Below are 23,160 nucleotides of genomic sequence, written 5' to 3' on the forward strand. Positions count from 1 at the left end.
GGTTGACACGTAAGGTGCGCTGGCAAATAGCTTCACATTCGCGGCCGTACGTGGCAAGTGCGTCGCTTGCAATCTAATTTTAGAATCTTTATAATGTTAAGCGAACATTTGTTTTATAAGGAGATTACGATGGCATCAGCACACATTGAGCATAAATTATCGTTGCTGCCGGATCTGCCCGGCAGTTACCAGATGAAAGATATTAACGGGAAGATTATTTATGTCGGTAAGGCCAAAAATCTAAAGAATCGCGTTCGCTCTTACTTCAAGAGCTCACATGATGGCAAAGTAGCAGCGATGGTGGCACAGGTGGCTGATTTTGACTATATTGTGACCTCGACGAATAAAGAAGCGTTTTTGCTTGAAATCACGTTGATTCAAAAGTACCAGCCGTATTACAACATCAAGCTCAAAAAGGGGACTGGCTATCCTTACATCAAGATTACTCACGAGCGCGATCCGAAAATTGAAATCACCGGCACGATTCGCAAAGATGGCGGCTACTACTTCGGTCCGTATCCCAATGTTTATGCGGCGCAGGAAACGATGCACTTTATTCAAAAAGTGTACCCATTACGCCGGTGCAACGGGTATCAAGGACGACCGTGTCTGTATTATCACATGGGTCAGTGTCTGGGCGCATGTTTTCGCACTGTACCGGAAAAAGAATATGCCGACCAGATTGCTCGGATCAAACGTTTCCTGAATGGTAACGTCAGCAAAGCCAAGGCCAGTCTGACGGCAAAAATGGAGCGGGCAGCTAAAAACCTGCAGTTCGAACGGGCGGCGGAGATTCGCGACCAGTTGTATTACATTGAACAAACCGTTGAAAAGCAAAAAATTATTTCGAATGACAATACCACGCGTGACTTGTTTAATTTCTATATGGACAAAGGCTGGATCAGCATCCAGGTCTTCTTCATTCGTCAGGCGCGGTTGATGAAGCGCGAATCGCGGCTTTTTCCGGTCGTTAACACGGCAAAAGAAGAGTTCGAGTCTTTCATTTTGCAGTTTTATAGTCGCAAAAATAATGTCAAACCGCATGAAGTTTTGGTGCCGGCAGGGCTGGATAATAAGGTGCTTGCCGATATCTTAGGTGTTCCGGTGCGTACCCCGCAACGAGGCGAGAAACGCGATCTGATGGCATTAGCCGCGAAGAACAGCCAAATCAAGCTCGAAGATAAGTTTCGCTTAATGGAATTGGATAATCGCACAACAATCGGGGCTATGAAGGAATTGATGGCGGCGTTAAAGTTACCAATGGGCCATGTGGTTGAAGCTTTTGACCACAGTCATATTCAAGGTGCCGATCCGGTTTCTGCAATGGTTCAATTTGTTGACGGACAGCCAGCCAAGAACAACTATCGCAAATATAAGTTGGATGCTGACAAAACTCATAATGGTGCGGACGAAGCGGCGAATACGCGTGAGGTCATTCGGCGGCGATATACCCGGTTGTTAAAGGAACATGCGGCACTGCCAGATTTGATTTTGATGGATGGCGGCGAAATTGAAATGAATGCTGCCAAAGACGTTTTGGAAAATGAATTGAACCTTGATATTCCGGTTGCCGGGATGGTTAAGAATAACAAGCATAAAACCGCAGCGCTTCTGTTTGGCAATGCTGATCAAATGATTAATCTGGATCCGAAGTCACAGGGCTTTTATTTACTGGAACGCATCCAGGATGAGGTTCACCGGTTTGCAATTTCATTTCACCGTCAATTGCACGCCAAGAACTCACTGGCATCGCGTTTGGAAGGCATCAAGGGTGTCGGTCCCAAGACCCGCCTGAAGTTGTTGCGTAAGTTTAAAACAATCACCAAAATCAAAGAAGCGCCGATCGAAGACCTTCAGGAGCTGGGCATTTCCAAACGCGTTGCGCAGGCATTGAAGCTTTCGTTAACGGCTGATCCAACGCCAGCGCGCCGGGTTTAAGTCTTACTCAGAAAAATTGGATACAAAAAAATCGCAGCGATTTGTTTGTCGCTGCGATTTCTTATTTGAGCATCAATTAATGGTACAGGTTGAACCTGCGCTAAAACGAATCATTGATTCTCTTTAGCCACCGGGCGCCAGAAGCCAAGAATTAACGCGGCAATGACAGTCCCGATGATGAGTGACATGACGAACCCCAGTTTCTGATTTGTTAGCAGAAGGGCCACAATGCCGCCGTGCGGTGCCGGAACATTGACGTGCCAGAGCTGGGTTAACCCGCCGGCAATCGCGGAGCCAACAACGGAACTACCGATAATATGCACGGGATCGGTCGCGGCAAATGGGATCGCACCTTCAGTAATAAAGGTCAACCCAAGTGCATAGTTGGATAAGCCGGCATTACGTTCCTGCAACGTGAATTTCTTCGGGAAGAAGGTGGAGGCAACCGCAATGGCCAATGGTGGAATCATCCCGCCGATCATGACAGCAGCCATCCAACGGCCGTCTTTAAAGCCAGATGCCTGATAAACCCCGATGGCAAACGTGTAAGCCGCCTTGTTGAACGGGCCGCCCATATCGATACTCATCATGGCAGCCAAAATGACACCGATGAGAATGGCATTACCGGTTCCCATACCTTCAAGGAAACTAATTAATGCCCCGTTGATCGCGGCGAAAATCGGGTTGATGATGAAGAACATCAGCAGGCCCATAATGGCCAAACCGATGACGGGATACAGCAGGATAGTGCGCATGCCGTCTAGTGACTTCGGCATTTTGGCCAAAGCCTTTTTCAGACCAACGATCATCCAGCCGGCAGCAAACCCGGCAACCAAACCGCCTAAGAAACCAGCCGGATTCTGGGCCTTCACAACCGAAGCGGAAGCGACCGTTGCCATATAACCACCAACGAACCCAGGCATCAAGGCCGGTCGATCGCCGATAGATTCAGCGATATACGCCGCTAGTACTGGGACCAGGAAGCTAAAAGCAAATGTCCCCAGATTATTAGTGAAGGTGAACCACATGGAAGTCTTACCCAACCATTGTTCAAGGATGAATGAGATCGCCATGATAATCCCGCCGCCGACAACGAATGGCAGCATGTTGGAAACACCGTTCATCAGGTCTTTGTAGATTCGATTCCAGAGGCCGCCGGAAGTTTCTTCATTATCAGAGCTTTGCGCATCCGCACCGCTTGCGTGGAAGACCTGCCCCTGACCTTTAAGGGTTTCTTCGATTAATTCTTCAGGCTTTTTGATGCCATCGATGACAGGCCGGTTCAGCAACTTCTTACCGTTGAACCGATCCATCTCGACCTTTTTATCAGCAGCAACGATGACCCCGGTTGCTCGGTTGATATCGCTGTCGGTTAATTTATGCTTGATCCCTTCGGAGCCGTTGGTTTCGACTTTAATATCGACACCCATCTTTTCCGCGGTTTCTTTTAACGCAGCCTCCGCCATGTACGTGTGGGCAATCCCGGTCGGGCAGGCGGTAACAGCGACGATAAATGGTCGCTCTTTACGCTTTTCTTCTTTGAATTCGGCTTGCTTAGCGGCAGCATCTTTAGCTTCCTGCGCTTTTTCCGCTTCAGCCTCTTTTTTATCTTTAGCAACTTTTTCGGCTTGAGCCTTGCCGAATAAATCCAGTACCTCGTCCGGTGTTTTGGCTTGCTTCAAGTCCGCTACCAGTTTTGGATTGATTAAAAGGGAAGATAGGGCAGCCAGAGCGGCAAGATGTTCATTGTTGGCGCCTTCAGGGGCGGCAATCATGAAGAATAAGTGTACCGGCTGGCCATCGAGCGCGTTAAAGTCAACACCCTTGGCACTTTTGGCAAAAAGCACGGTTGCTCGAGTAACGGCACTGTCTTTGGCGTGAGGCATCGCAATGCCTTCACCAATCCCAGTGGTGGACTCAGCTTCACGTTTTAAAATATCCTGACGATATTCGTCGGCATCGGTTACAATGCCTTCTGCGTGATACTTGTCGACCATTTCATTGATCACAGCCTCTTTGGTGGTTCCTTTGAGATCCATGATCATGACATTTTTTAGTAGTAAGTCACGAATGTCCATTTTGTCCTCCTAAACTTCAGTGATGCTGATGGTTTGTTTAACAGCAGCGATTTTATCGGCAGTGGCAAGATCCTTGGAAAAGGCAGTCGCAGAACCGCACGCGATACCGACCTTGAAACTTTCCAAGGCGTCATGGGTTTGGGCAAACGTTCCGGTAAAGCCCGCCAGCATACTATCACCGGCACCGACCGAGTTAACGGCCGGCTGCTTTGGAACTGTCCCGAGCCAGGCGTGATCGCGTTCAATCATCAAAGCACCGGCACCAGCCATCGAAATCAAAACGTGCTGTGCCCCTTGATCCAATAAGCGGCGACCAGCCTTAATAATGGCATCATTGTCGGCATACGGCTTGTCGTTAAATAAGGCTGCGAGTTCATGATGATTGGGCTTGACGACCAGTGGATGATCCGGAAGCGTGTCTAGCAGTGCCTGGCCGGTGGTGTCAATAACAAAATCGGCCTGATGCTCGTGGATGGCCGGAATTAAGTCGCGATAAAAGGTGGCTGGCAGCCCTTGTGGCAAACTACCAGACATCACGACAACATCGCCAGCTGCGAGTTTGGCTAGCTTTGCTTTAAAGTCGGCAATTTCATCATTGGTAATGGTTGGCCCGCTTGCGTTGAGCTCGGTTTCCGATTCAGCTTTGAGTTTGACGTTAATTCGGGTATCACCTTTGATCTTCGTGAAGTCACAAGGCATCGCGATGGCATCGAGTTGTTGTTGAATAAAGGTGCCGGTGAATCCCCCGAGAAATCCCCAAGCAGTTGTCGGTAAGCCAAGTGTCTGAAGAATTCGGCTGACATTGATGCCTTTACCGCCTGGCAACTTAACCGCGTGGGTCAAACGATTGACGGCACCAAGGTCAAGCTGGGGCAATTCGATGACATAATCAATCGAAGGGTTGAGCGTAACTGAATAGATCAAGAATGGACCTCCTTAATATTTTGGAACCGGTGGTAACTTGCTGGCAGTCCTTGTAATGAACTGGTGAGAATCGTGACATCGCCAATGTCAGCGAATTTCACGAAACTGACCTGTTCGAACTTGCTTGGATCGGCAAGAATCATCGGCTGACGTGCTTGATGAATCGCCAAGCGCTTGATCACGGCTTCTTCCGGATCAGGTGTGGTGTTCCCAAACTCAGGGTGAATCCCATTCGTACCGATAAAGGCGATATCGAAACGATAATGATGAAGTGCTTCTGCAGTGGTCGCGCCAATAAGCGCTTTGGTTGCTGACTTAACCATGCCGCCAAGCATCAGTGTCGGAATTTGATAATCCGCCAGTAAAGAGGCATTATCAACACCAGTCGTGATCACCGTCACCCCAAGGTCAGCCAGAAAAGGGATGAGTTGGGCTGTCGTTGTCCCGGCATCCAGAAAAACTAGATCATCCTGTTCGACTTGGTGGGCGGCGGCGCGGGCAATAGCTTGTTTCGCGCGTAAGTTTTGGGTCGACTTGCTGGCCACATCGGGTTCGTCGCCAAGGCCGTTAATTCGTTTGGCCCCGCCGTGAATCCGTTTAAGTTCGCCCGCGGCTTCAAGTTCGTCCAAATCTCGCCGAATGGTTGATTCTGACGCGTCCAAAGCCGCCATTAACGCTTTTGATTTGACGACAGTATGCTGTTGTAACTGGCTAAGAATGTATTGTCGCCGTTCTTCTGTAAGCACTTTCGTTTCACCTCGCTCTTCATTATACTGATGAAACGTTCAAAATCAACCTAAAACCGTTGAAAACATTCACAACGGTCAAAAACAGGCGTGTTTCAAGGGACTTTGCACTTTTTTCATTTGTTGTGCTTAAAGTACTTGTCCTACTGTCTGACGTGGTAAAATAAGAAAGACATGCGATCTGCTATGCGGATGGCGGGTTAACGGGTATAATTATAAATTATGTTTTTTCAGAAAGGGGATCGCCAATGTTTGTCGATCAGGTACAAGTAGAAGTTCAGGCGGGCAAAGGCGGTGACGGCATGGTCGCGTTTCGGCGTGAGAAATTCGTGCCGTTTGGCGGCCCGGCTGGAGGTGATGGCGGCCGTGGTGGTAGTATCATTTTATATGTCGATGAAGGGTTGCGAACCTTGATGGACTTCAGATACCAACGCCACTTCAAAGCGCCAGCCGGTGGCAATGGCCAGGGGAAGTCCATGTATGGGCGGGCAGCTGAAGATCGGCGGATTGCCGTACCGGCAGGAACCACAGTCACCGATGCCGATACCGGTGAAGTCCTCGGTGACCTGACGAAGCCAGGGCAAGAACTGGTTGTTGCCAAAGGCGGTCGTGGCGGGCGCGGTAATATTCATTTTGTGTCACCCAAAAACACTGCGCCGGAAATTGCCGAAAATGGTGAACCCGGACAACATCGCTTCATTAAATTGGAGTTGAAAGTCCTCGCTGATGTCGGTCTGGTTGGGTTCCCGTCAGTCGGCAAGTCAACTTTATTGTCGGTGGTCACGCAGGCTAAGCCCAAGATTGCCGCGTACCAGTTTACGACATTAGTGCCAAACCTTGGCATGGTCCAGCTAGACGACGGCACAGATTTTGTTATGGCTGATTTGCCGGGTTTAATTGAAGGCGCCTCACATGGTGTCGGCCTTGGTATCCAGTTCTTGCGGCACGTCGAGCGAACGCGGGTTCTGTTGCATCTGGTTGAAATGGATCCGGAAAACGGCCGCGAACCGCTGGAAGATTATGACCAGATTCGTCGCGAACTAGGTGCTTATGATGAGAATATCTTAAAGCGGCCGGAATTAATTGTTGCGACGAAAATGGATCTGCCAGGTGCAGATGAAAGATTTGCTGAGTTTAAAGCAGCTTTGCTTAAGCGTGGCATTGATCCAGCCAATATTTTTGAAATTTCCAGTCTGATGCATCGCGGGGTCATGCCGTTAATGCATCGCACCGCGCAAGTGCTGAAAACCGCACCACAATTTGAACCGAAACAGGAAACCGTTAAAACCGCCGATTACAAGTTTGCTCCCGAACCGGCCTTGAAGGTGACGCGGGATAGCGATGGCACCTTTGTTTTAACCGGTGAAAAAGTGGAACGCGCGTTTAAGATGGCGAATCTTGATCACGAAGATGGCGTCATGCGGTTTGCGCGGCAGTTACGGAGCATGGGTGTTGACGATGCGCTGCGCGAAGCAGGTGCGCAAAGCGGCGATTTAGTTGCGATTGATGATTTTACCTTTGAATTTGTTGAATAATCTCCAGTGAACTAGCTGGGAGCAGTAATCTTTTTAAAGAATGGTGGGGCCTCAATTGAAACAGACGCGTAGACGAAAGCGCCGGTATATTCATGGATTTGACGGTTTACGGACAATTGGTGTCATTGGTGTTATCCTGTATCATTTGCGTCCCGAATTATTTCGGGGTGGTTACCTAGGTGTCCCGATCTTCATGGTTGTGTCCGGTTATTTAATTACGGATGGCTTATTGATCGAGTTTAATCGCAATGGGCGAATTGATTTTAAGAGTTTTTTCATTCGGCGATTTAAACGTCTTTATCCGGCACTCATTACCGTTTTGTTTGGAACTGCAGCTTATATCACGCTTTTTTCGCAAAATCTCCTGCACAATCTGCATATGATGGTGTTGACCAATTTACTTTATGTCTATAATTGGTGGCAGATTTTGAACGGTCAGTCTTATTTTGCGCGCTATGCTAACGGCGAATCACCTTTCACGCATTTGTGGACGCTTTCAATCGAAGGGCAGTATTATCTGGTATGGCCATTTTTGGTTTTAGGCTTGCTGCTATTAGTTAAAAACCGGCATCAGATTGCCAATATTGTCTTGATTTTGGCGGCAGCCAGTGGCGCGTGGATGGCCATCTTATATATGATGACCGTTGCGCACACGTCACCTGCTGCCTTTGATCCGAGCCGATTGTACTATGGTACCGACACACGGGCGTTTTCGATTTTGCTCGGTGCCGCCTTAGCGTTCATTTGGCCAAGTGGTCGGCTTTCGGAGCATTTACCGCGAAAGTGGGTGATTAGTCTCGATTTAATGGGAACGGTGAGCTTCGTTGGTTTATTAGCCATGGTCTTCACGGTTGACGCCCAAAGCAGCTTTCTTTATGAAGGCGGCATGGTGCTGTTCTCCATTTTGACGACGATTCTGGTTGCGGTTGTTGCCCATCCGGCGGCGCATTTTGATCGCCTGCTGAGTAATCCATTGTTTAGCTATATCGGTAGTCGCAGTTATGGCTTGTACCTTTACCAATTTCCAGTCATGATTTTCTGGGAGAATCGTTTCCGCAACATTGCCGATCATCCGGTTTTGTATCCGGTGATTGAAGTCGTCTTAATCGTGGCGATCTCCGAGGCTTCGTATCGGTGGATTGAGCAGCCAGCGGCGCATTTTGACTATCATAAAACCTGGGCGTTTATCAAGGGGTTGGCCGATCCGAAGAAACGTATGGGCAAGGCGCGTTGGATCAGCTATGCAGCGTTGGTCATTCTGGCGATTGGCAGTGTTGGTTTAGCCAAGGCACCATCAGCTAAGGCGGTTGGCGACGACTCGCCGCTGGCCAAACAACTTAAGAAACGCGCGGAATCGCCTAAGGAAAAGGCCAAGCGTCTGGAAGCCATGCGTTCTAGCTTAGCCGAAGAGCGTAAAGAAGCCAAAAATAAAACTGAACAAAAATCGCGATCCCGTGCACAGGAGTCGAAGTATGCTTCGCAAGCCAAGGCCCATCCGGTTAACCAAGAGTATGAACAATATGGCTTAACCCAAATCGAATTGCAACGGGCCCAGGATCTGGGATTAACCGCGATTGGCGACTCAGTCATGCTTGACGGGCAAGAGGGCCTACAGAAGATCTTCCCTAAAGCAGTGATTGATGCGGCTGTATCTCGGCAAATGATCAATAGTATTGATCTGGTTCGCAGTTATGCGGAAAAAGGCGTGTTAGCGAACGTTGTGTTAATCGGTTTAGGCACCAACGGCCCATTTTCCGACGAACAGCTTGCTCAGATGATGCAGGCGATTGGCCCGGATCGGCAAGTCTTCTGGATTAATGTGCGGGTGCCAACGCGGGCATGGCAAAATGATGTCAATGGCAGGTTGGACGCTGCGCAAAAGCAATATAAGAATCTGACGGTGATTGACTGGTTCCGTAAATCTGATGGACATCCTGATTGGTTCTACAAGGATATGGTGCACATGAATCCAACAGGTAACCCACAGTATGCGGCGTTTATTGCCAAGACCATTTTGGATAAAACCAAACAGTCAGCTGATTAACATTTTATTGAAGCTAGCGTCAACTAAACTGAGTTCCGGTAAGGGGTTGGAAAGCCAATCGTTCTTATCGGAACTTTCTTTTGCCTGTGCGCCGCTTTGCCAAGGCTAAGCAGCGTTATCCGCGATCAAACAAGGATAATTCTGCAGGACTTGTGGTAGACTACAAAGTGAAGTTTGACAGAATAGGAAGTATGGTATGGAAATTCAATTTTTGGGTACAGGCGCCGGTTCGCCTTCCAAAGTTCGCAATGTCAGCAGTCTGGCTTTAAAGCTGCTTGACGAACGCAATGAGGTTTGGCTATTTGATGTTGGCGAAGGCACCCAGCATCAGATTCTGCAGACCACGATTAAACCGCGAAAGATTGCCAAGGTGTTCATCACCCATTTGCATGGCGACCACATTTTCGGGTTACCGGGGTTTTTGGCGAGTCGCGCTAACCAAGGCGGCACTGATCCGCTCACGATTTACGGGCCGCCTGGCATTGAGGATTTTGTTAGAACCAGTCTGAAGGTTTCCCAGAGTCATTTGAGTTATGCCTTAAAGTTTGTGTTGCTGCGGCATCCGGGAACGGTTTTTGAAGATCAGACCTTTAAAGTCAGTTTCGACCGACTTGACCATCGCATCACCAGTTTTGGGTTTCGGGTTGAGGAAAAGCCACATCCGGGTGAGTTGCTGATTGATAAGGTCCGGGCCGCTAAAATTCCGTCTGGACCGGTTTATGCCGAGTTAAAGGCAGGTAAACAGGTGACGTTGCCCGATGGCCGGACGTTTGACGGTCATGATTTTATCGGGCCAGCACAACCGGGCCGGATTGTGACTATTTTTGGCGACACCAGAAAATGCAGTCGCGCGTTGCCACTAGCAGCTGGTGCAGATGTTCTGGTTCACGAGAGTACTTTTGGCCCGGACGAAAGCCAGTTAGCCAAACAGTACTATCATTCAACCAATATTCAGGCTGCCGAGTTAGCCAAGCGCGCCGGTGTCAGCAAGTTGTTGCTGAATCACATTTCTGCGCGGTATCTTGGCCCCGGCGTTGCGATGTTAGAAAAAAGTGCCCAGCGTATTTTCCCCAATACCCACGTGGTGAAGGATTTTGAAGAAGTTAATATTCCGTTTGCCAGTCCCCAGTTGACGTCGGCGGGATCCGTTCAATAACCGGTTCTGTCAGCAAGCGACAATGGTGATTGGCTGAAAAGCAGTGCCGGCTTGAAGTTACAGTGGCTTAAGCGTGATTGGAACAGCAAAGCGTACAAGGAGGGAGCAGCATCGTGAAACAACACCTAACAGTAGTTATTTCTGGCGGATCAGCCGGATTGGGTAAAGCAATTGGGTTGGAAGCCGCCAAAAAAGGGGCAACGGTGGTTTTCCTAGCACGTAGACGTGACAAGTTGCGTCAGGCTCAAGCAGAGGCAAGTTCACTTTCTGGTCGGCCAGCGTTTGCTTTTCCGGTTGATGTGGCTGATCCTGTCGCTATTGAAGCCGTCGTTGAGCGCATTCATGCCACCGTCGGATCTGTCGATGTGTTAGTCAACGCAGCCGGTTTTGGTCATTTTGAGAATGCATTTGACACGGATATGCACTTGGTTGAACGCATGTTTCGCGTGAATGTTTTGGGAACCATGTACTTAACCAAGCTGCTGGGACGCGACATGGCGATTCGTGGCCAAGGACACATCATCAATGTCTCATCGATGGCCGGTAAAATTGCCACACCCAAGTCAGCTATTTATTCGGCGACAAAGTTTGCAGTGGTGGGTTATAGTAACGGACTGCGACTGGAATTGAAGCCATTTGGGGTCAATGTGACAACCGTTAACCCGGGACCAATTGCAACCGACTTCTTCAAATCGGCTGGGGCATTGGACTACTTGGCCAGCGTTTCTTGGCTGGTATTGGATCCTGATAAACTGGCGTGGCGAATTGTTGCAACATTTAACCATCCGGTACGGGAAATCAATACACCTCGGTTGATGAATCTGGGTGCTGACCTGTATACTTTATTTCCACATATCGGCGATTGGTTAGCAGGCGGTTTGCTGAACAAAAAATAAAGGGGTGGCTTGAATGAAGGGTCAACAGCGATTTATTATCGGATTGGTACTTGCATTAATTTTAATTATTTTTGCGTTGCTAAATGGTCAAGGCGTTTCGGTTAACTTTTTTGGGATTCAGTTGGAGTGGCCATTGATCGTGATCATTGCGGTTTCTGTGTTAATCGGCGCAGTGGTCACCTGGTTAATTTCAACCAGTGCCGTTGCCAATGCCAAAAAACAGATTCGTGAATTGCAGCAGCGCATCACTGAATTGACGAAGGCGAACAAAGCCGAAAAGCCAGCGCCTAAACCGGTTCAGGCACCTAAGGAAGAGCCGGTTGATTCAACGAAAAAATAACGACAAAACGCGGATGATGCGATTCGCGTTTTTTATTCGATAATGTTTGACCTTTACTGACCAATATCGTAAAGTGGATTTGAAAACAATAAACAGTTAATGAACGGTTATGGAGGGATACGTGGATGAATCCAGATAATTTTACCCAAGCAGTTGCCGAGGCTTTAGGCGCTGCGCAGCAAATTGCCCAAGTGCGACATCATCAAGAAATTGACATTCCGCATGTCATGAAAAGTCTAGTCCAACCTAATCAGTTGGCTGAGCAGATTTATCGTGAAGCCGGCGTGAATGTTCAAGGACTGAATGCAGCCATTGATGCGGCGCTTGAAGCTGAGCCAGTCGTGGAAGGCGCCAGTACTTATGGCCAGAGTATGTCCCAAAACCTGGCACAATTACTGACAGACGCCAACACCGTTAAAGATGAATTCGGTGACACTTACATCTCGACTGAGGCGTTGTTGCTTGCGCTTTATCAACAACGCTATAACACGATTACCCAGTACTTACTCAACGATGCTAAAGTTGATGCCAAGAAGCTACGCCAGGTTGTCGACAAGATTCGTGGCGGGGAAAAAGTGACCAGCAAAAATGCCGAAGCGAACTACAAGAGTCTGGAGAAATACGGCACTGACTTGGTCAAAGAAGCACGCAGCGGAAAAATGGACCCAATCATTGGTAGGGATGAGGAAATCCGCGATGTGATCCGAATCCTGAGTCGTAAAACCAAGAACAATCCGGTTTTGATTGGCGAACCGGGGGTCGGGAAAACCGCGATCGTTGAGGGCTTGGCCCAACGGATTGTTAAAAACGATGTGCCGGACAATTTAAAAAATAAAACGATTATTTCCTTGGATATGGGCAGTCTGGTAGCAGGTGCCAAATACCGTGGGGAATTCGAAGAACGGTTAAAGTCGGTTTTGAAAGAAGTCAAAAAGAGTGAAGGGCAAATCATTCTTTTTATTGACGAAATTCATAACATTGTCGGTGCCGGTCGCGCTGAGGGTTCCATGGATGCTGGCAACTTGCTTAAGCCGATGCTGGCGCGTGGTGAGTTGCATCTGATCGGCGCTACAACGCTTGATGAGTATCGCGAAAACATTGAAAAAGACAAAGCCTTGGAGCGGCGTTTTCAGCGGGTTCTGGTACAGGAACCAAGCGTCGAAGACACGATCAGCATTCTGCGCGGCTTGAAGGAACGATTTGAAATTTTCCACAAGGTACGAATTCATGACTCGGCGCTCGTGGCAGCCGCAACCTTGTCGAACCGGTATATTACGGACCGGTTTTTACCGGATAAGGCGATCGATTTGGTCGATGAAGCGTGCGCAACGATCAATGTCGAAATGAACTCCCGCCCAACCGAACTGGACGTTGCTGAACGCAAACAGATGCAATTGGAAATCGAACAGCAGGCGTTGAAGAATGAAAGTGATCCGGCAAGTAAGAAGCGCCTAGAGAACGCTGATGCCGAATTGGCTAACTTGAAGGAAAAAACCAATAAGTTAAAGGCGCAGTGGGAAGCAGAAAAGAAAGATATCCGGCAGCTTAACGAGAAAAAGTCGGCAATTGACAAGGCTAAACATGAGCTGGAAGATGCCCAAAGCCGTTATGATCTAGAAACCGCGGCCCGCCTACAACATGGCACGATCCCCCAACTTGAAAAAGAGTTGCAAGCTATGGAAAACAACGATCGGCCCCAGTCCTGGTTAGTGCAGGAAAGTGTGACTGAAAATGAAATTGCGGCAGTGATTTCACGGGAAACCGGCATTCCAATTGCTAAACTGGTTGAAGGCGATCGCCAAAAGTTGCTGCATCTGGCAGACAATTTACACAAACGCGTTATTGGCCAGAATGAAGCGGTCACGGCGGTTTCTGATGCGGTTTTGCGCTCGCGTGCCGGGCTGCAAGACCCAAGCCGTCCACTGGGCAGTTTCCTTTTCCTGGGACCCACAGGTGTCGGGAAGACCGAACTTGCCAAAGCGTTGGCTGAGGATTTATTTGATTCGGAAAAGCACATGGTCCGCATTGATATGTCAGAGTATATGGAAAAAGCCAGTGTTTCAAGGTTGGTTGGTGCCGCGCCGGGTTATGTCGGTTATGAACAAGGCGGGCAATTGACAGAAGCGGTTCGGCGTAATCCATATACGATTGTGTTGCTGGACGAAATCGAAAAAGCCAATCCGGATGTTTTCAATATCTTATTGCAAGTGTTAGATGACGGGCGCTTAACCGATGGACAAGGCCGGACGGTTGATTTTAAGAACACGATCATCATTATGACCTCGAATCTGGGTTCGGAATACCTTTTGGATGGCGTTCAAGCTGATGGCACCGTCAGTCAGCAGGCGAAGGATCAAGTGCGTCAACTGGTCAATAAGGCCTTCAAACCGGAATTCTTGAACCGAATTGATGACATTATCATGTTCCACCCGCTCTCACTGGATGATGTTAAACAAATTGCCGTTAAAGATTTGCATCAGTTGGGAACCCGGTTGGCCGATCAGCAGATCACTTTGGATATGACGCCAGAAGCACAGACTTGGCTGGCCGACAAGGGCTACGATCCGGCATTTGGCGCTCGGCCGCTGCAACGTTTAATCACCAGTGCCGTTGAAACGCCGTTGGCCAAAGAGCTCATTCGCGGCACCATCGAACCCGGTCAGGAAGTCGTGATCACTGTTGTCGACGATCAGTTGCAATTTAAAGCCAAGCAGGTCGCAGCCAAGGCGTAAGCTTGCAACAGCTGAATTATTCTGTAAAGACCCTTGCCTTGACGCCGCTTTTCATGTATGATTAGCGTTGCTGTGACAGAACAAGTTTCTGTCCACGCGTGATGATGATCGGACTTGCATTTTGATCATCGACCGTATAAAGTAGTTTAGAAATCTTACTAAAAAAGGGGTTTTCCGCTCATGGCAGTTCCAGCACGCAGAACGTCAAAGACCAAGAAGCGTATGCGCCGCGGTCACATTAAGTTGAATGTGCCTAACTTGCAATTCGATGCAGCAACCGGCGAATACCGCGTTTCCCACCACGTTTCACCTAAGGGTTATTACAAGGGTGCACAAGTGGTCAAGAAGTCTGACGATAACGCAAATGCATAATAAAAAGCCAACACATCATCGGTGTTGGCTTTTTTGTTGAGCGCGAACCGGCGCGGTTAGAAGCCGAAGCATAAGTGGCCTCGCACCTAAATGGCTGGTCTTTGGCCATTTAGGTGCGAGGTCCTTATGTGCAGGCTTCTGCGCCGGTGAGCGCGTTATAGAAAGCGAAAGTCGACTACACATTTGCCCACAATAGAACAGTGCTTCCCGTTAACGTTATTTTGGCCATTTAGGTCTGAGGTCCTTACACACAGGCTTCTGCGCCGGTGATCGCGTAATCAAACGCGAGAACCGAAAAAACCCATGCATAGATAGCCCCCTATAAATAATCAGATCTTTAGAAATTAAATAAATACAGGACAAATAGCATAGTAGATATTCAACTATTGAACCAGTGAACATTTGGTTATCAAAACTAACTGTCATGATATAATGTAGCTAAAACGAGGTGCAATATGGCTGATAACAAAAAATTTGCTGACTACCTGCGACAACTTCAAGAAGCACAGTTTCCGCGCTGGGCCGATTTACCCCAATTTGATCTTTACATGGATCAGGTTATTCAATATGTGAATGACATTGTATCACCGCTTGGTTTTGGTGAGATCACATCGACCATGGTGAACAACTATGTCAAAAAAGGGGTGATTAAGGCGCCAATCAAGAAAAAATACCATCCGGAACAATTGGCGAATATTTTAGTGATTGCCATGTTGAAACCGGTTTTTGCGTTGGACATGATTGCAAAAGGGATCCGTTTTGCCAAAGAAGATCGACCAGTCGCTCAAGCGTATGACACCTTTATCCTTACATTTGTCAGTGCCATTGAGCAGGCAAACTCAGATTTTAATGATGCCTTGACCATTAACCGGGTTAATAAACCAGACACCACGGCGACTCAGCATGCAGTGGTGACATTAGCGATTAATGCGGTTTTGCAAAAGCTGATGGTTGAAAAAATGCTGGAACTCGAAGAAACACCGGCGCCAAAGGAAGGAAAAAAGGCATGAAACTCACGATATTGTCGACCAGCGATACCCATGGTTTTGTTCTGCCAACTAATTATGTTAAACGCCAGCAGGACCTGCCTTTCTCCCTTGCCAAAGCCAAAACGATTTTGGATGCGCAAAAAGCTGCTGCCCCAGGTCCGGTTTTGACGATTGAAAATGGCGATTGGCTGCAAGGTTCGCCATTAGCGTATTATGTCGCCAAGATTAGTCGCCAGCCGGAGCAGATTACACAAATTTACAACGCGATTGGTTATGATGCGGGCATCATCGGCAACCATGAGTTTAACTATGGTGCCGACTATTTACGGCAAGCGTTGGCAACGCTGAATTATCCAACGTTGAATGCGAATATTACCCGTGATGGTAAACCCACTTTTGGTGCTCCTTATCAAATTTTTGAACGGGATGGGGTCAAAATTGCTGTTCTTGGCTTGACAACTTCCTATATCCCGCACTGGGAGGCACCTAAAAATATTGCCGGGCTTCAATTTCAGGATGTAATCACGACGGCGAAGTATTATGTGCCGCGTTTACGACAGCAGGCAGATGTTGTCATTGTGGCCTATCATGGCGGTTTTGAGCGGGATTTAAGAACCGGGCAGCCTACCGAACGCTTAACTGGTGAAAATGTGGGTTATGCGTTGACGCAGATTCCTGGAATCGATGCGTTGATTACGGGCCATCAACATCGCCAGTTGGCCGCAACTGTTAACTGCGTTCCGATTACGCAACCGGGCTATCGCGGCGAAGCAGTCGGTAAAATCACTTTAACCCTGACCCCAACTGCAACTGGTTATCAGGTGACCGATAGCAAAGCGGTTTTGGTTAAAGCCGGTGCTTCGGCTGCCAGCGAAGCCATTGTGGACGTTGCCAAGCCGCTCAATCAAGTTGTCGAGACTTGGCTTGATCAGCCATTGGCAAAAGTCCAAGGTGACATGCGGATTCGGGATCCGTTTGCGGCGCGGGTGCATGAAACTCCTTATATCGAGTTTATTCAGCGAGTACAAATGGCCAGTACCGGCGCCGATATTTCCGGTACCGCTTTGTTTAATAACGAAGGCCGCGGTTTCGGCGCGACCATCACGATGCGCGATGTCGTGACCAACTATATCTATCCTAATACACTGGCTGTCTTGCGCTTGACGGGTGCGGATCTTAAAGCCGCATTAGAACAATGTGCGACCTACTTTTCATTGACTGCTGATGGTCAGTTGACAGTGACACCGCGATTCGAGCGTCCTAAGCCGCAACATTATAATTATGATATGTATCAGGGCATCGATTATACGTTGGACATTCGCCAGCCAGTCGGTCAACGCGTGACCAAACTGACGTACCATGGGCAACCGGTGACAGCAGCGCAAAGCTATGATGTTGCCGTCAACCAATACCGAGCAGCCGGTGGTGGTAATTTTGCTATGTTTGGACCGGAAAAGATCATTCGCGAAAACCAAAAAGATATGACCGAATTGATTGCTGATTATTTGAAGGTTCATCCGATTTTAAAAGCAGTGGCAGATCATAATTTCACCGTCTTGCCGTCAATGTGACACTGAGTCATATTTTGCTTGTCAAGTGCCCAGTGAACGCTTATGCTGATGGACGTCATTAATTGAGATCAAGTGAAGGGAATGTTCCGTCATGAAGTTTTGGAAATACGGTCTGATTGGTCTATTGGCATTATTGCTGGTAGGCTGCGGGCAGCAATTAAGCACCACAAAAACAACTTACGGCCGCGATGGGCTAGTTGCAACGGTCAAGGGCAATGCCAGTGGCGTCAAACGCGTCAGTTACACCAGTGACGCTGGCAAAGGAAGCGTGCCGGTTAACAGTGGCACGTTTGTCATCGATGTACCGATCACCGATAAGGCACAGAAGGTTAACCTCAAGGCGGGTTCACTCAAAACTAATGTTACTGTTAAAGCAGGCAAGTCATTAGGGAATTACGCCGATATTGCAACTAAATTCAATCAGATGCTGGCAGTATCGAGTCTTTCAAAAGCTGATCAAGCTAAGTTGAAACAGGGGCAGGCAGCAGCGGCTGCGCTCCAAAAAAATGCGGCTGGCATGACCCCTGCAGAAAAAATGGCAGCTGCACAACAGGCACAGGCACTTAAAACGCTGATGGCCCAGGCAACGGCCAATACAAAGACAAATCAATTGCCAACAACGGCCAAAACCGGTATTCAGTCCATCTTAAAAACCGCTGATATCAATTATCGCGCGAGTGTTGCGCATGGCAAGGCAATGGGCTTTGCTGTTATTGTGCCGTTAGCGGTTCTCAAGGACAGCAAGAAGATGCAGGCCTTCGCAACTGATTTCGGGCTCCTCAGTACGGCGGTCGGTGCCAATGCCAAAACCGTTTTCTCGCACTTCAAGAAACTGACAAAAGATGCCAAATCTAAGAACAACGCCACAACGATTAGCACGATTAAGAGCAACGGTGTGCATTTTGACGTTGGCTATTCAACCACCGCTTTGTACCTTTACGTCACAAAGTAGTTCAACCAAAATTGTTGAATGGCTGGTTCCACGCGCACTGATCATGTAGTTTGGAGCCCAACTGAACATCGAAATTTAGAGATCATGAAAATAGCACCTGAGGGCAGCCAATACGAAGGCCGTCTCCAGGTGCTTTTTTGGGATACTGATCTGTCAAGCGTATTCAATTGGCACGTTGTAGTTTAATGTTCTGGTTTTCCTGCTGACTTGGCAAAGTGCTGCATAACCGGCGGGAAGAAAAATAAAATCACGATGAAAATAACACTAACGATCGCGCTTGTTTTAGGATCGTAACTGCTGCCGCTCAAGGCGCCGACCAGGAAGCCGACAACTTGGCCGAGGATCAGGCCCCAGACGATGGTAGGTAGATACCGCATGAAATCCCTCTTTTCTGTCGTCATCTTACCACGACTCTTGATGAAATCAACTGAAATTGTGACAATTTTCAGTATAATAGGGGTGAGGTGGCAAGATGACGTTTACCCAATTACAGGTTCATAGCAATTATACCCTATTACACAGCCCATTGGCACTGCCTGATTTGATTCAGGCAGCCAAAACAAGGGGTTACACGGCCATTGCCTTAACCGACACCAATGTGGTTTACGGTCTGGTCGAGTTTTATCGCCAGGCAAAAGCTGCAGGGCTAAAGCCGTTGCTGGGCATGCAGATTGATATTGACGATGCCCGCTTATTAGTCATTGCTGAAAATACTGCCGGTTATCACCAGCTCCTGAAATTATCGACGCAAATCATGCTGGCGAAGACACCGGTTAAGTTTGCTGATTTATTACCGCTGACTGGGTTGGCCGCCATTGCGCTGCCGGATTCGCCATTTGCGGAGGCCGTTACGACGCATCACGATGAGCAGGCAATGGCGTTTTTAACGGCTTTAAAAGCCAAGCAGCCGGCGTCGGTTTATGTCGGTGTGGATGAGGCGCATCTTGACAGTGCTATTCCGGCGTTTATCGCAGCGCACCAGCTTGAACCGCTGGCATTGGGCAATGTTCTTTATCGTGACCCAACCGATGCCTTTACGCAAAAAGTCATGGTTGCCATTGATGAAGGCAGCCAATTAAACTTTCGTGATCCGGTTTTAACCGATGCCGGTGAAGCTTGGTTAAAACCGCCAACAGACGCTGCTGCACCGTTTGCAGCGGCTGGGCTACAGACAGCGGTGGATCATACTGCTGACATTGCCGCCCGTGCCGATGTCACCATTGACTTTAAACAGCCTCAGCTGCCGCATTACCAGACGCCGGATCAGATACCGTCGAAAGATTATTTGACCAAACTGGCTAAATCCGGTCTTGACGCTCGTTTTCATGGCCAGCCGATTCCAGAAGCTTACCAGAAACGTTTGCAATATGAGCTGCATGTCATTATCGAAATGGGCTTTGCCGATTATTTTCTGGTGGTTTGGGATGTGATGAATTATGCGCACAAGGTGAACATCATGACCGGCGCCGGACGTGGCTCGGCGGCTGGCTCGTTAGTGAGTTATGCGCTGGCCATTACCGAAGTCGATCCGATTGAATATAATCTGCTGTTCGAACGATTTTTGAATCCGGCACGGGCGCAGATGCCGGATATTGATCTGGATATTCCAGACAACCGCCGCGGCGAGTTAATTCAGTATGTGCACGACAAGTATGGCGAGAATCACATGGCGCAGATCATTACTTTTGGAACATTCGGGGCCAAGCAGGCGATTCGTGATGTTGCGCGGGTATTTGGCTTAAGTCAGTTTGAAAGTAACACATGGAGTAAGGCAATCCCTAATTTGTTTCACATTGATTTGAAGACAGCTTATGAGCAAAGCCAGCCGCTCAAGAATTTGGTTGCCGACTCACCCAAAAATCGGATGCTGTTTCAAACCGCACTAGCTTTAGAAGGGTTGCCGCGGCATTACTCCACGCATGCGGCGGGTATCGTGCTGTCAGAAGAGCCACTAACCGATACCGTGGCCTTGCAGCCCAGTGGTGACGGACTCGAACAAACTCAGGTTCCCAAGGATGACGTTGAAGCGTTAGGCTTGTTGAAAATGGATTTTCTGGGACTGAAGAACCTTAATATTTTGGCCGCTGCCAGCCATTTTGTGGCACGGGATACCGGCAAGCCGTTTGATCCCAAGACCATTCCGCTGGACGACAAACCGACGCTAAACTTGTTTGCGCGTGGCGATACCAATGGCGTTTTTCAGTTCGAGTCTTCCGGCATCAAAAATGTCTTGCGAAAATTGCATCCGACTGCATTTGAAGATGTCGTTGCGGTTAATGCCTTGTATCGACCCGGGCCAATGGAAAATATCGATACTTTCATTGCTCGCAAAAACGGCCAGGAGCCGATTGCCTACCCAGATCCGGCGCTGACCGAAATCCTCAAGCCGACCTATGGCGTGCTCGTTTATCAGGAGCAGGTCATGCAGGTTGCCAACGTTATGGGCGGCTTCAGTCTTGGCGAAGCGGACTTGTTACGACGAGCGATGAGCAAGAAAAAGTCCGCAGTGCTGGCAGCCGAACAGGACAAGTTTATCGAAGGCGCCGTTAAACAGGGATTCCCTGAAGAAACGGCCAAAACCGTTTACGCCTACATTGATCGGTTTGCCAATTATGGCTTCAACCGTTCACATGCTGTTGCGTATAGCAAGGTTGCCTTTTGGCTGGCTTATTTAAAAGTTCATTATCCGGCAGCGTTTTTTGCCGCCTTGATGAATGCCAGTATGAACAATCTGCCAAAACTGCGTACCTACGTTCAAGAAGCCAAGGCCCGGAAAGTCGGTTTGCTAGGCCCTGATATTAATGCCAGCAATGGCGGTTTTAAATTAAGCCAAGGAAAAATTCGTTTTGGCCTGTTGTCCGTCAAAGGGATGCGCCGCGACTTTAGCGAAGCCATTTTTACCGCCCGTCAAAATGGCCCGTTTAAAAACTTACGCGATCTTTTACAACGATTGGATCCCAAGTGGTTAAAAGCTGACAACTTTAAATCATTGATTCTTGCCGGGGCATTTGATACGTTTGATGCGAATCGGGCGCAAACGCTAGCCAATCTGGACGAGTTGATTAATTCTGTTAAATTGGCAGGCAACGACGTCGGGCTCTTTTCGATGTTGGCGCCTAAAACAATCAAAGTGCCGGAAATGTCCGCCAGTGAGCGGCTTGAAGCCGAAGCGGAGGTTCTTGGGGTTTATCTATCCGGACATCCGGTTGATAAATATGCGCCGTTGAAAACCCAATATACCTTGGTGAGCGTCAGCGATCTGGAGGAAGGGCAGACGGTAAACATTTTGCTGCTGGTGCGGCATATCAAACGAATTCGGACGAAAACAGGCAAACCGATGGCCTTTGTGGACGGCCAGGATGCTACCGGCAATGTGTCGCTGACAGTTTTCCCAAACCTTTATCCGACGATTGAAGACTTAACCACGGATACGGTGGTATTTGTGAACGGGCGCGTGGAAAAGCGCAATGACGACTTGCAGCTGGTGGTAAATCGGATTCAGGATGCACAACCGTTATTAGCTAGCCTGCCAAGTGCCGAATTATTCATTCGGCTGGACGCGAAGAATACGGTTTTGCGAACCGATTTACTGAAAAAATTGCAAGCCGCTCATGGAACAACACCTGTTATCACTGTCGATACCGCTACTCGTGAAAGTATTTTGTTAGACAAGCGATACTGGGTCAAGGCTGATACAACATTGGTGGAAGCCCTGAAGTCACAGTTCGGCGCCACCAATGTTGTTCTAAGAACGCGTCAGGAGTCCTAGAGAAAATTGTAAAATGTTCTCATTTTCAAGGACTTTGTTTCAGAAAAGTGGTAAACTCAATGAGTATTTGTGGTAGGACATATCGCAAAAGAATATGCATGAGGTGAAATAATGAAACGCATTGGTATTTTGACCAGTGGCGGCGATGCACCAGGCATGAACGCTGCGGTCCGGGCTGTTGCTCGCAAGGCGATGCATGAAGGCCTTGAAGTATACGGCATCAATTATGGCTTTGCCGGATTAGTTGCTGGCGATATTTTTAAAATGAGCGAGTCAACTGTCGGCGATAAGATTCAGCGTGGCGGGACCATGCTGTACTCGGCACGCTATCCGCAATTTGCTCAAGAAGAAGGCCAGTTGCGCGGCGTTGAACAGCTGAACAAGTTCGGAATTGAAGCATTGGTTGTCATTGGCGGCGATGGTTCTTATCACGGAGCTTTGGCATTAACCCGCCACGGTTTCAATACGATCGGCTTGCCGGGAACGATTGATAACGATATTCCGTACACCGACTTTACGATCGGTTTTGATACTGCAGTCAATACCGTGGTTGAGGCGGTCGACCGGTTGCGTGATACCGCGGCTTCCCATGAACGTACCTTTGTTGTCGAGGTTATGGGTCGTGAGGCTGGTGACATCGCACTTTGGTCTGGGGTAGCCGGTGGCGCTGAAGATGTCATCATTCCGGAACACGACTTTGATGTTAAAAAGATTGCATCGAAGTTGCAAAGTTCCCGTGAACGCGGTCAGAAGCATGCGGTTATTTTGCTGGCTGAAGGCGTGATGCATGCCGATCAGTTCGCCAAAGAATTGGCAGCTTACGGCGACTTCCAGTTACGTGCAACGGTTCTGGGCCATATTGTCCGGGGCGGTGCACCATCCGCTCGTGATCGCGTATTGGCTTCACAAATGGGTGCTTACGCCGTTGAACTTTTGCTGGACGGCAAGGGTGCATTAGCAGTCGGCATTGAAAACAACAAGATCACGGCGCATGACGTCCGGACCTTGTTTGATGCTAAGCACCACGCTGAACTTTCGCTCTACACCTTGGCGGAAGAGTTAACATTTTAATTTCTGTAAACAAACGACATTAACGTCTGTTTAAATAATTGCAAGGA

17 protein-coding genes are annotated in these 23,160 nt (G+C 48.5%); 13 read left to right on the top strand and 4 right to left on the bottom strand.

The features are described from left to right. Nucleotides 1-129 precede the first annotated feature (129 nt). The gene (gene uvrC / locus LACSTY_RS06660; RefSeq protein WP_087912094.1) at nucleotides 130-1,938 is read left to right on the top strand and encodes an excinuclease ABC subunit UvrC; all 1,809 of its coding nucleotides are present in this window, start codon (nucleotides 130-132) and stop codon (nucleotides 1,936-1,938) included. Between the two features lie 110 nt (nucleotides 1,939-2,048). On the opposite strand, the gene LACSTY_RS06665 is transcribed toward uvrC, so the two are convergent. Genes LACSTY_RS06665 through LACSTY_RS06675 form a run of 3 tightly spaced genes read right to left on the bottom strand, consistent with a single transcriptional unit; the run spans nucleotide 2,049 to nucleotide 5,686 of the window. Next, nucleotides 2,049-4,016 (bottom strand): PTS fructose transporter subunit IIABC, encoded by a 1,968-nt coding sequence (locus LACSTY_RS06665; RefSeq protein ID WP_087912095.1) that lies wholly within the window; start codon nucleotides 4,014-4,016, stop codon nucleotides 2,049-2,051. Nucleotides 4,017-4,025: 9 nt separating this feature from the next. Then, nucleotides 4,026-4,940: a 1-phosphofructokinase gene (pfkB, locus tag LACSTY_RS06670; protein ID WP_087912096.1), complete on the bottom strand. Its 915-nt coding sequence runs from the start codon at nucleotides 4,938-4,940 to the stop codon at nucleotides 4,026-4,028. After that, complete coding sequence (locus LACSTY_RS06675; RefSeq protein ID WP_087912097.1) at nucleotides 4,937-5,686, bottom strand: DeoR/GlpR family DNA-binding transcription regulator; 750 nt, start codon at nucleotides 5,684-5,686, stop codon at nucleotides 4,937-4,939. Before LACSTY_RS06675 ends, pfkB begins: the two co-directional genes overlap by 4 nt. A 248-nt stretch (nucleotides 5,687-5,934) precedes the next feature. On the opposite strand from LACSTY_RS06675, the gene obgE reads away from it, so the two are divergent. From obgE to LACSTY_RS06725, 10 genes are all read left to right on the top strand, one after another. Next, on the top strand, nucleotides 5,935-7,221 hold the full coding sequence (obgE, locus tag LACSTY_RS06680; RefSeq protein ID WP_087912098.1) for a GTPase ObgE: 1,287 nt from the start codon (nucleotides 5,935-5,937) through the stop codon (nucleotides 7,219-7,221). 40 nt (nucleotides 7,222-7,261) lie between these two features. Next, nucleotides 7,262-9,265, top strand: a complete 2,004-nt coding sequence (locus tag LACSTY_RS06685; RefSeq protein ID WP_087912099.1) for an acyltransferase family protein — start codon at nucleotides 7,262-7,264, stop codon at nucleotides 9,263-9,265. A 196-nt stretch (nucleotides 9,266-9,461) separates the two neighbouring features. Next, entirely contained in the window at nucleotides 9,462-10,421 is a 960-nt protein-coding gene (rnz, locus tag LACSTY_RS06690; protein WP_087912100.1) for a ribonuclease Z, read from the top strand. A 110-nt stretch (nucleotides 10,422-10,531) separates the two neighbouring features. Further along, complete coding sequence (locus LACSTY_RS06695; protein ID WP_162494879.1) at nucleotides 10,532-11,317, top strand: SDR family NAD(P)-dependent oxidoreductase; 786 nt, start codon at nucleotides 10,532-10,534, stop codon at nucleotides 11,315-11,317. A gap of 13 nt (nucleotides 11,318-11,330) precedes the next feature. Continuing rightward, nucleotides 11,331-11,657, top strand: coding sequence for a LapA family protein (locus tag LACSTY_RS06700; protein WP_010488491.1), 327 nt, complete (start codon nucleotides 11,331-11,333; stop codon nucleotides 11,655-11,657). A gap of 125 nt (nucleotides 11,658-11,782) precedes the next feature. Next, entirely contained in the window at nucleotides 11,783-14,389 is a 2,607-nt protein-coding gene (gene clpB / locus LACSTY_RS06705; RefSeq protein ID WP_087912102.1) for an ATP-dependent chaperone ClpB, read from the top strand. 180 nt (nucleotides 14,390-14,569) lie between these two features. Continuing rightward, a complete protein-coding gene (gene rpmF, locus LACSTY_RS06710; RefSeq protein WP_005686472.1) occupies nucleotides 14,570-14,761 on the top strand; it encodes a 50S ribosomal protein L32 in 192 nt (63 codons plus the stop codon). Between the two features lie 455 nt (nucleotides 14,762-15,216). Beyond that, nucleotides 15,217-15,771: a DUF1836 domain-containing protein gene (locus LACSTY_RS06715; protein ID WP_039638984.1), complete on the top strand. Its 555-nt coding sequence runs from the start codon at nucleotides 15,217-15,219 to the stop codon at nucleotides 15,769-15,771. Continuing rightward, a complete protein-coding gene (locus LACSTY_RS06720; RefSeq protein WP_087912103.1) occupies nucleotides 15,768-17,321 on the top strand; it encodes a bifunctional metallophosphatase/5'-nucleotidase in 1,554 nt (517 codons plus the stop codon). Before LACSTY_RS06715 ends, LACSTY_RS06720 begins: the two co-directional genes overlap by 4 nt. Nucleotides 17,322-17,412: 91 nt before the next feature. Continuing rightward, nucleotides 17,413-18,273, top strand: a complete 861-nt coding sequence (locus tag LACSTY_RS06725; RefSeq protein ID WP_010488472.1) for a hypothetical protein — start codon at nucleotides 17,413-17,415, stop codon at nucleotides 18,271-18,273. Between the two features lie 182 nt (nucleotides 18,274-18,455). On the opposite strand, the gene LACSTY_RS06730 is transcribed toward LACSTY_RS06725, so the two are convergent. Continuing rightward, entirely contained in the window at nucleotides 18,456-18,650 is a 195-nt protein-coding gene (locus tag LACSTY_RS06730) for a YjzD family protein (RefSeq protein WP_010488470.1), read from the bottom strand. 95 nt (nucleotides 18,651-18,745) lie between these two features. Between LACSTY_RS06730 and dnaE the strand changes: the two genes are divergently transcribed. Beyond that, entirely contained in the window at nucleotides 18,746-22,042 is a 3,297-nt protein-coding gene (gene dnaE / locus LACSTY_RS06735; protein ID WP_087912104.1) for a DNA polymerase III subunit alpha, read from the top strand. Nucleotides 22,043-22,153: 111 nt separating this feature from the next. Beyond that, nucleotides 22,154-23,113 carry a 6-phosphofructokinase gene (gene pfkA, locus LACSTY_RS06740; protein ID WP_010488465.1) on the top strand — a complete coding sequence of 320 codons (960 nt, stop codon included), beginning with the start codon at nucleotides 22,154-22,156 and terminating at the stop codon, nucleotides 23,111-23,113. Nucleotides 23,114-23,160: the final 47 nt, after the last annotated feature.

The sequence above is a fragment of the Lacticaseibacillus styriensis genome (assembly GCF_030770295.1).
GTDB classification, from domain to species: Bacteria; Bacillota; Bacilli; order Lactobacillales; family Lactobacillaceae; genus Lacticaseibacillus; species Lacticaseibacillus casei.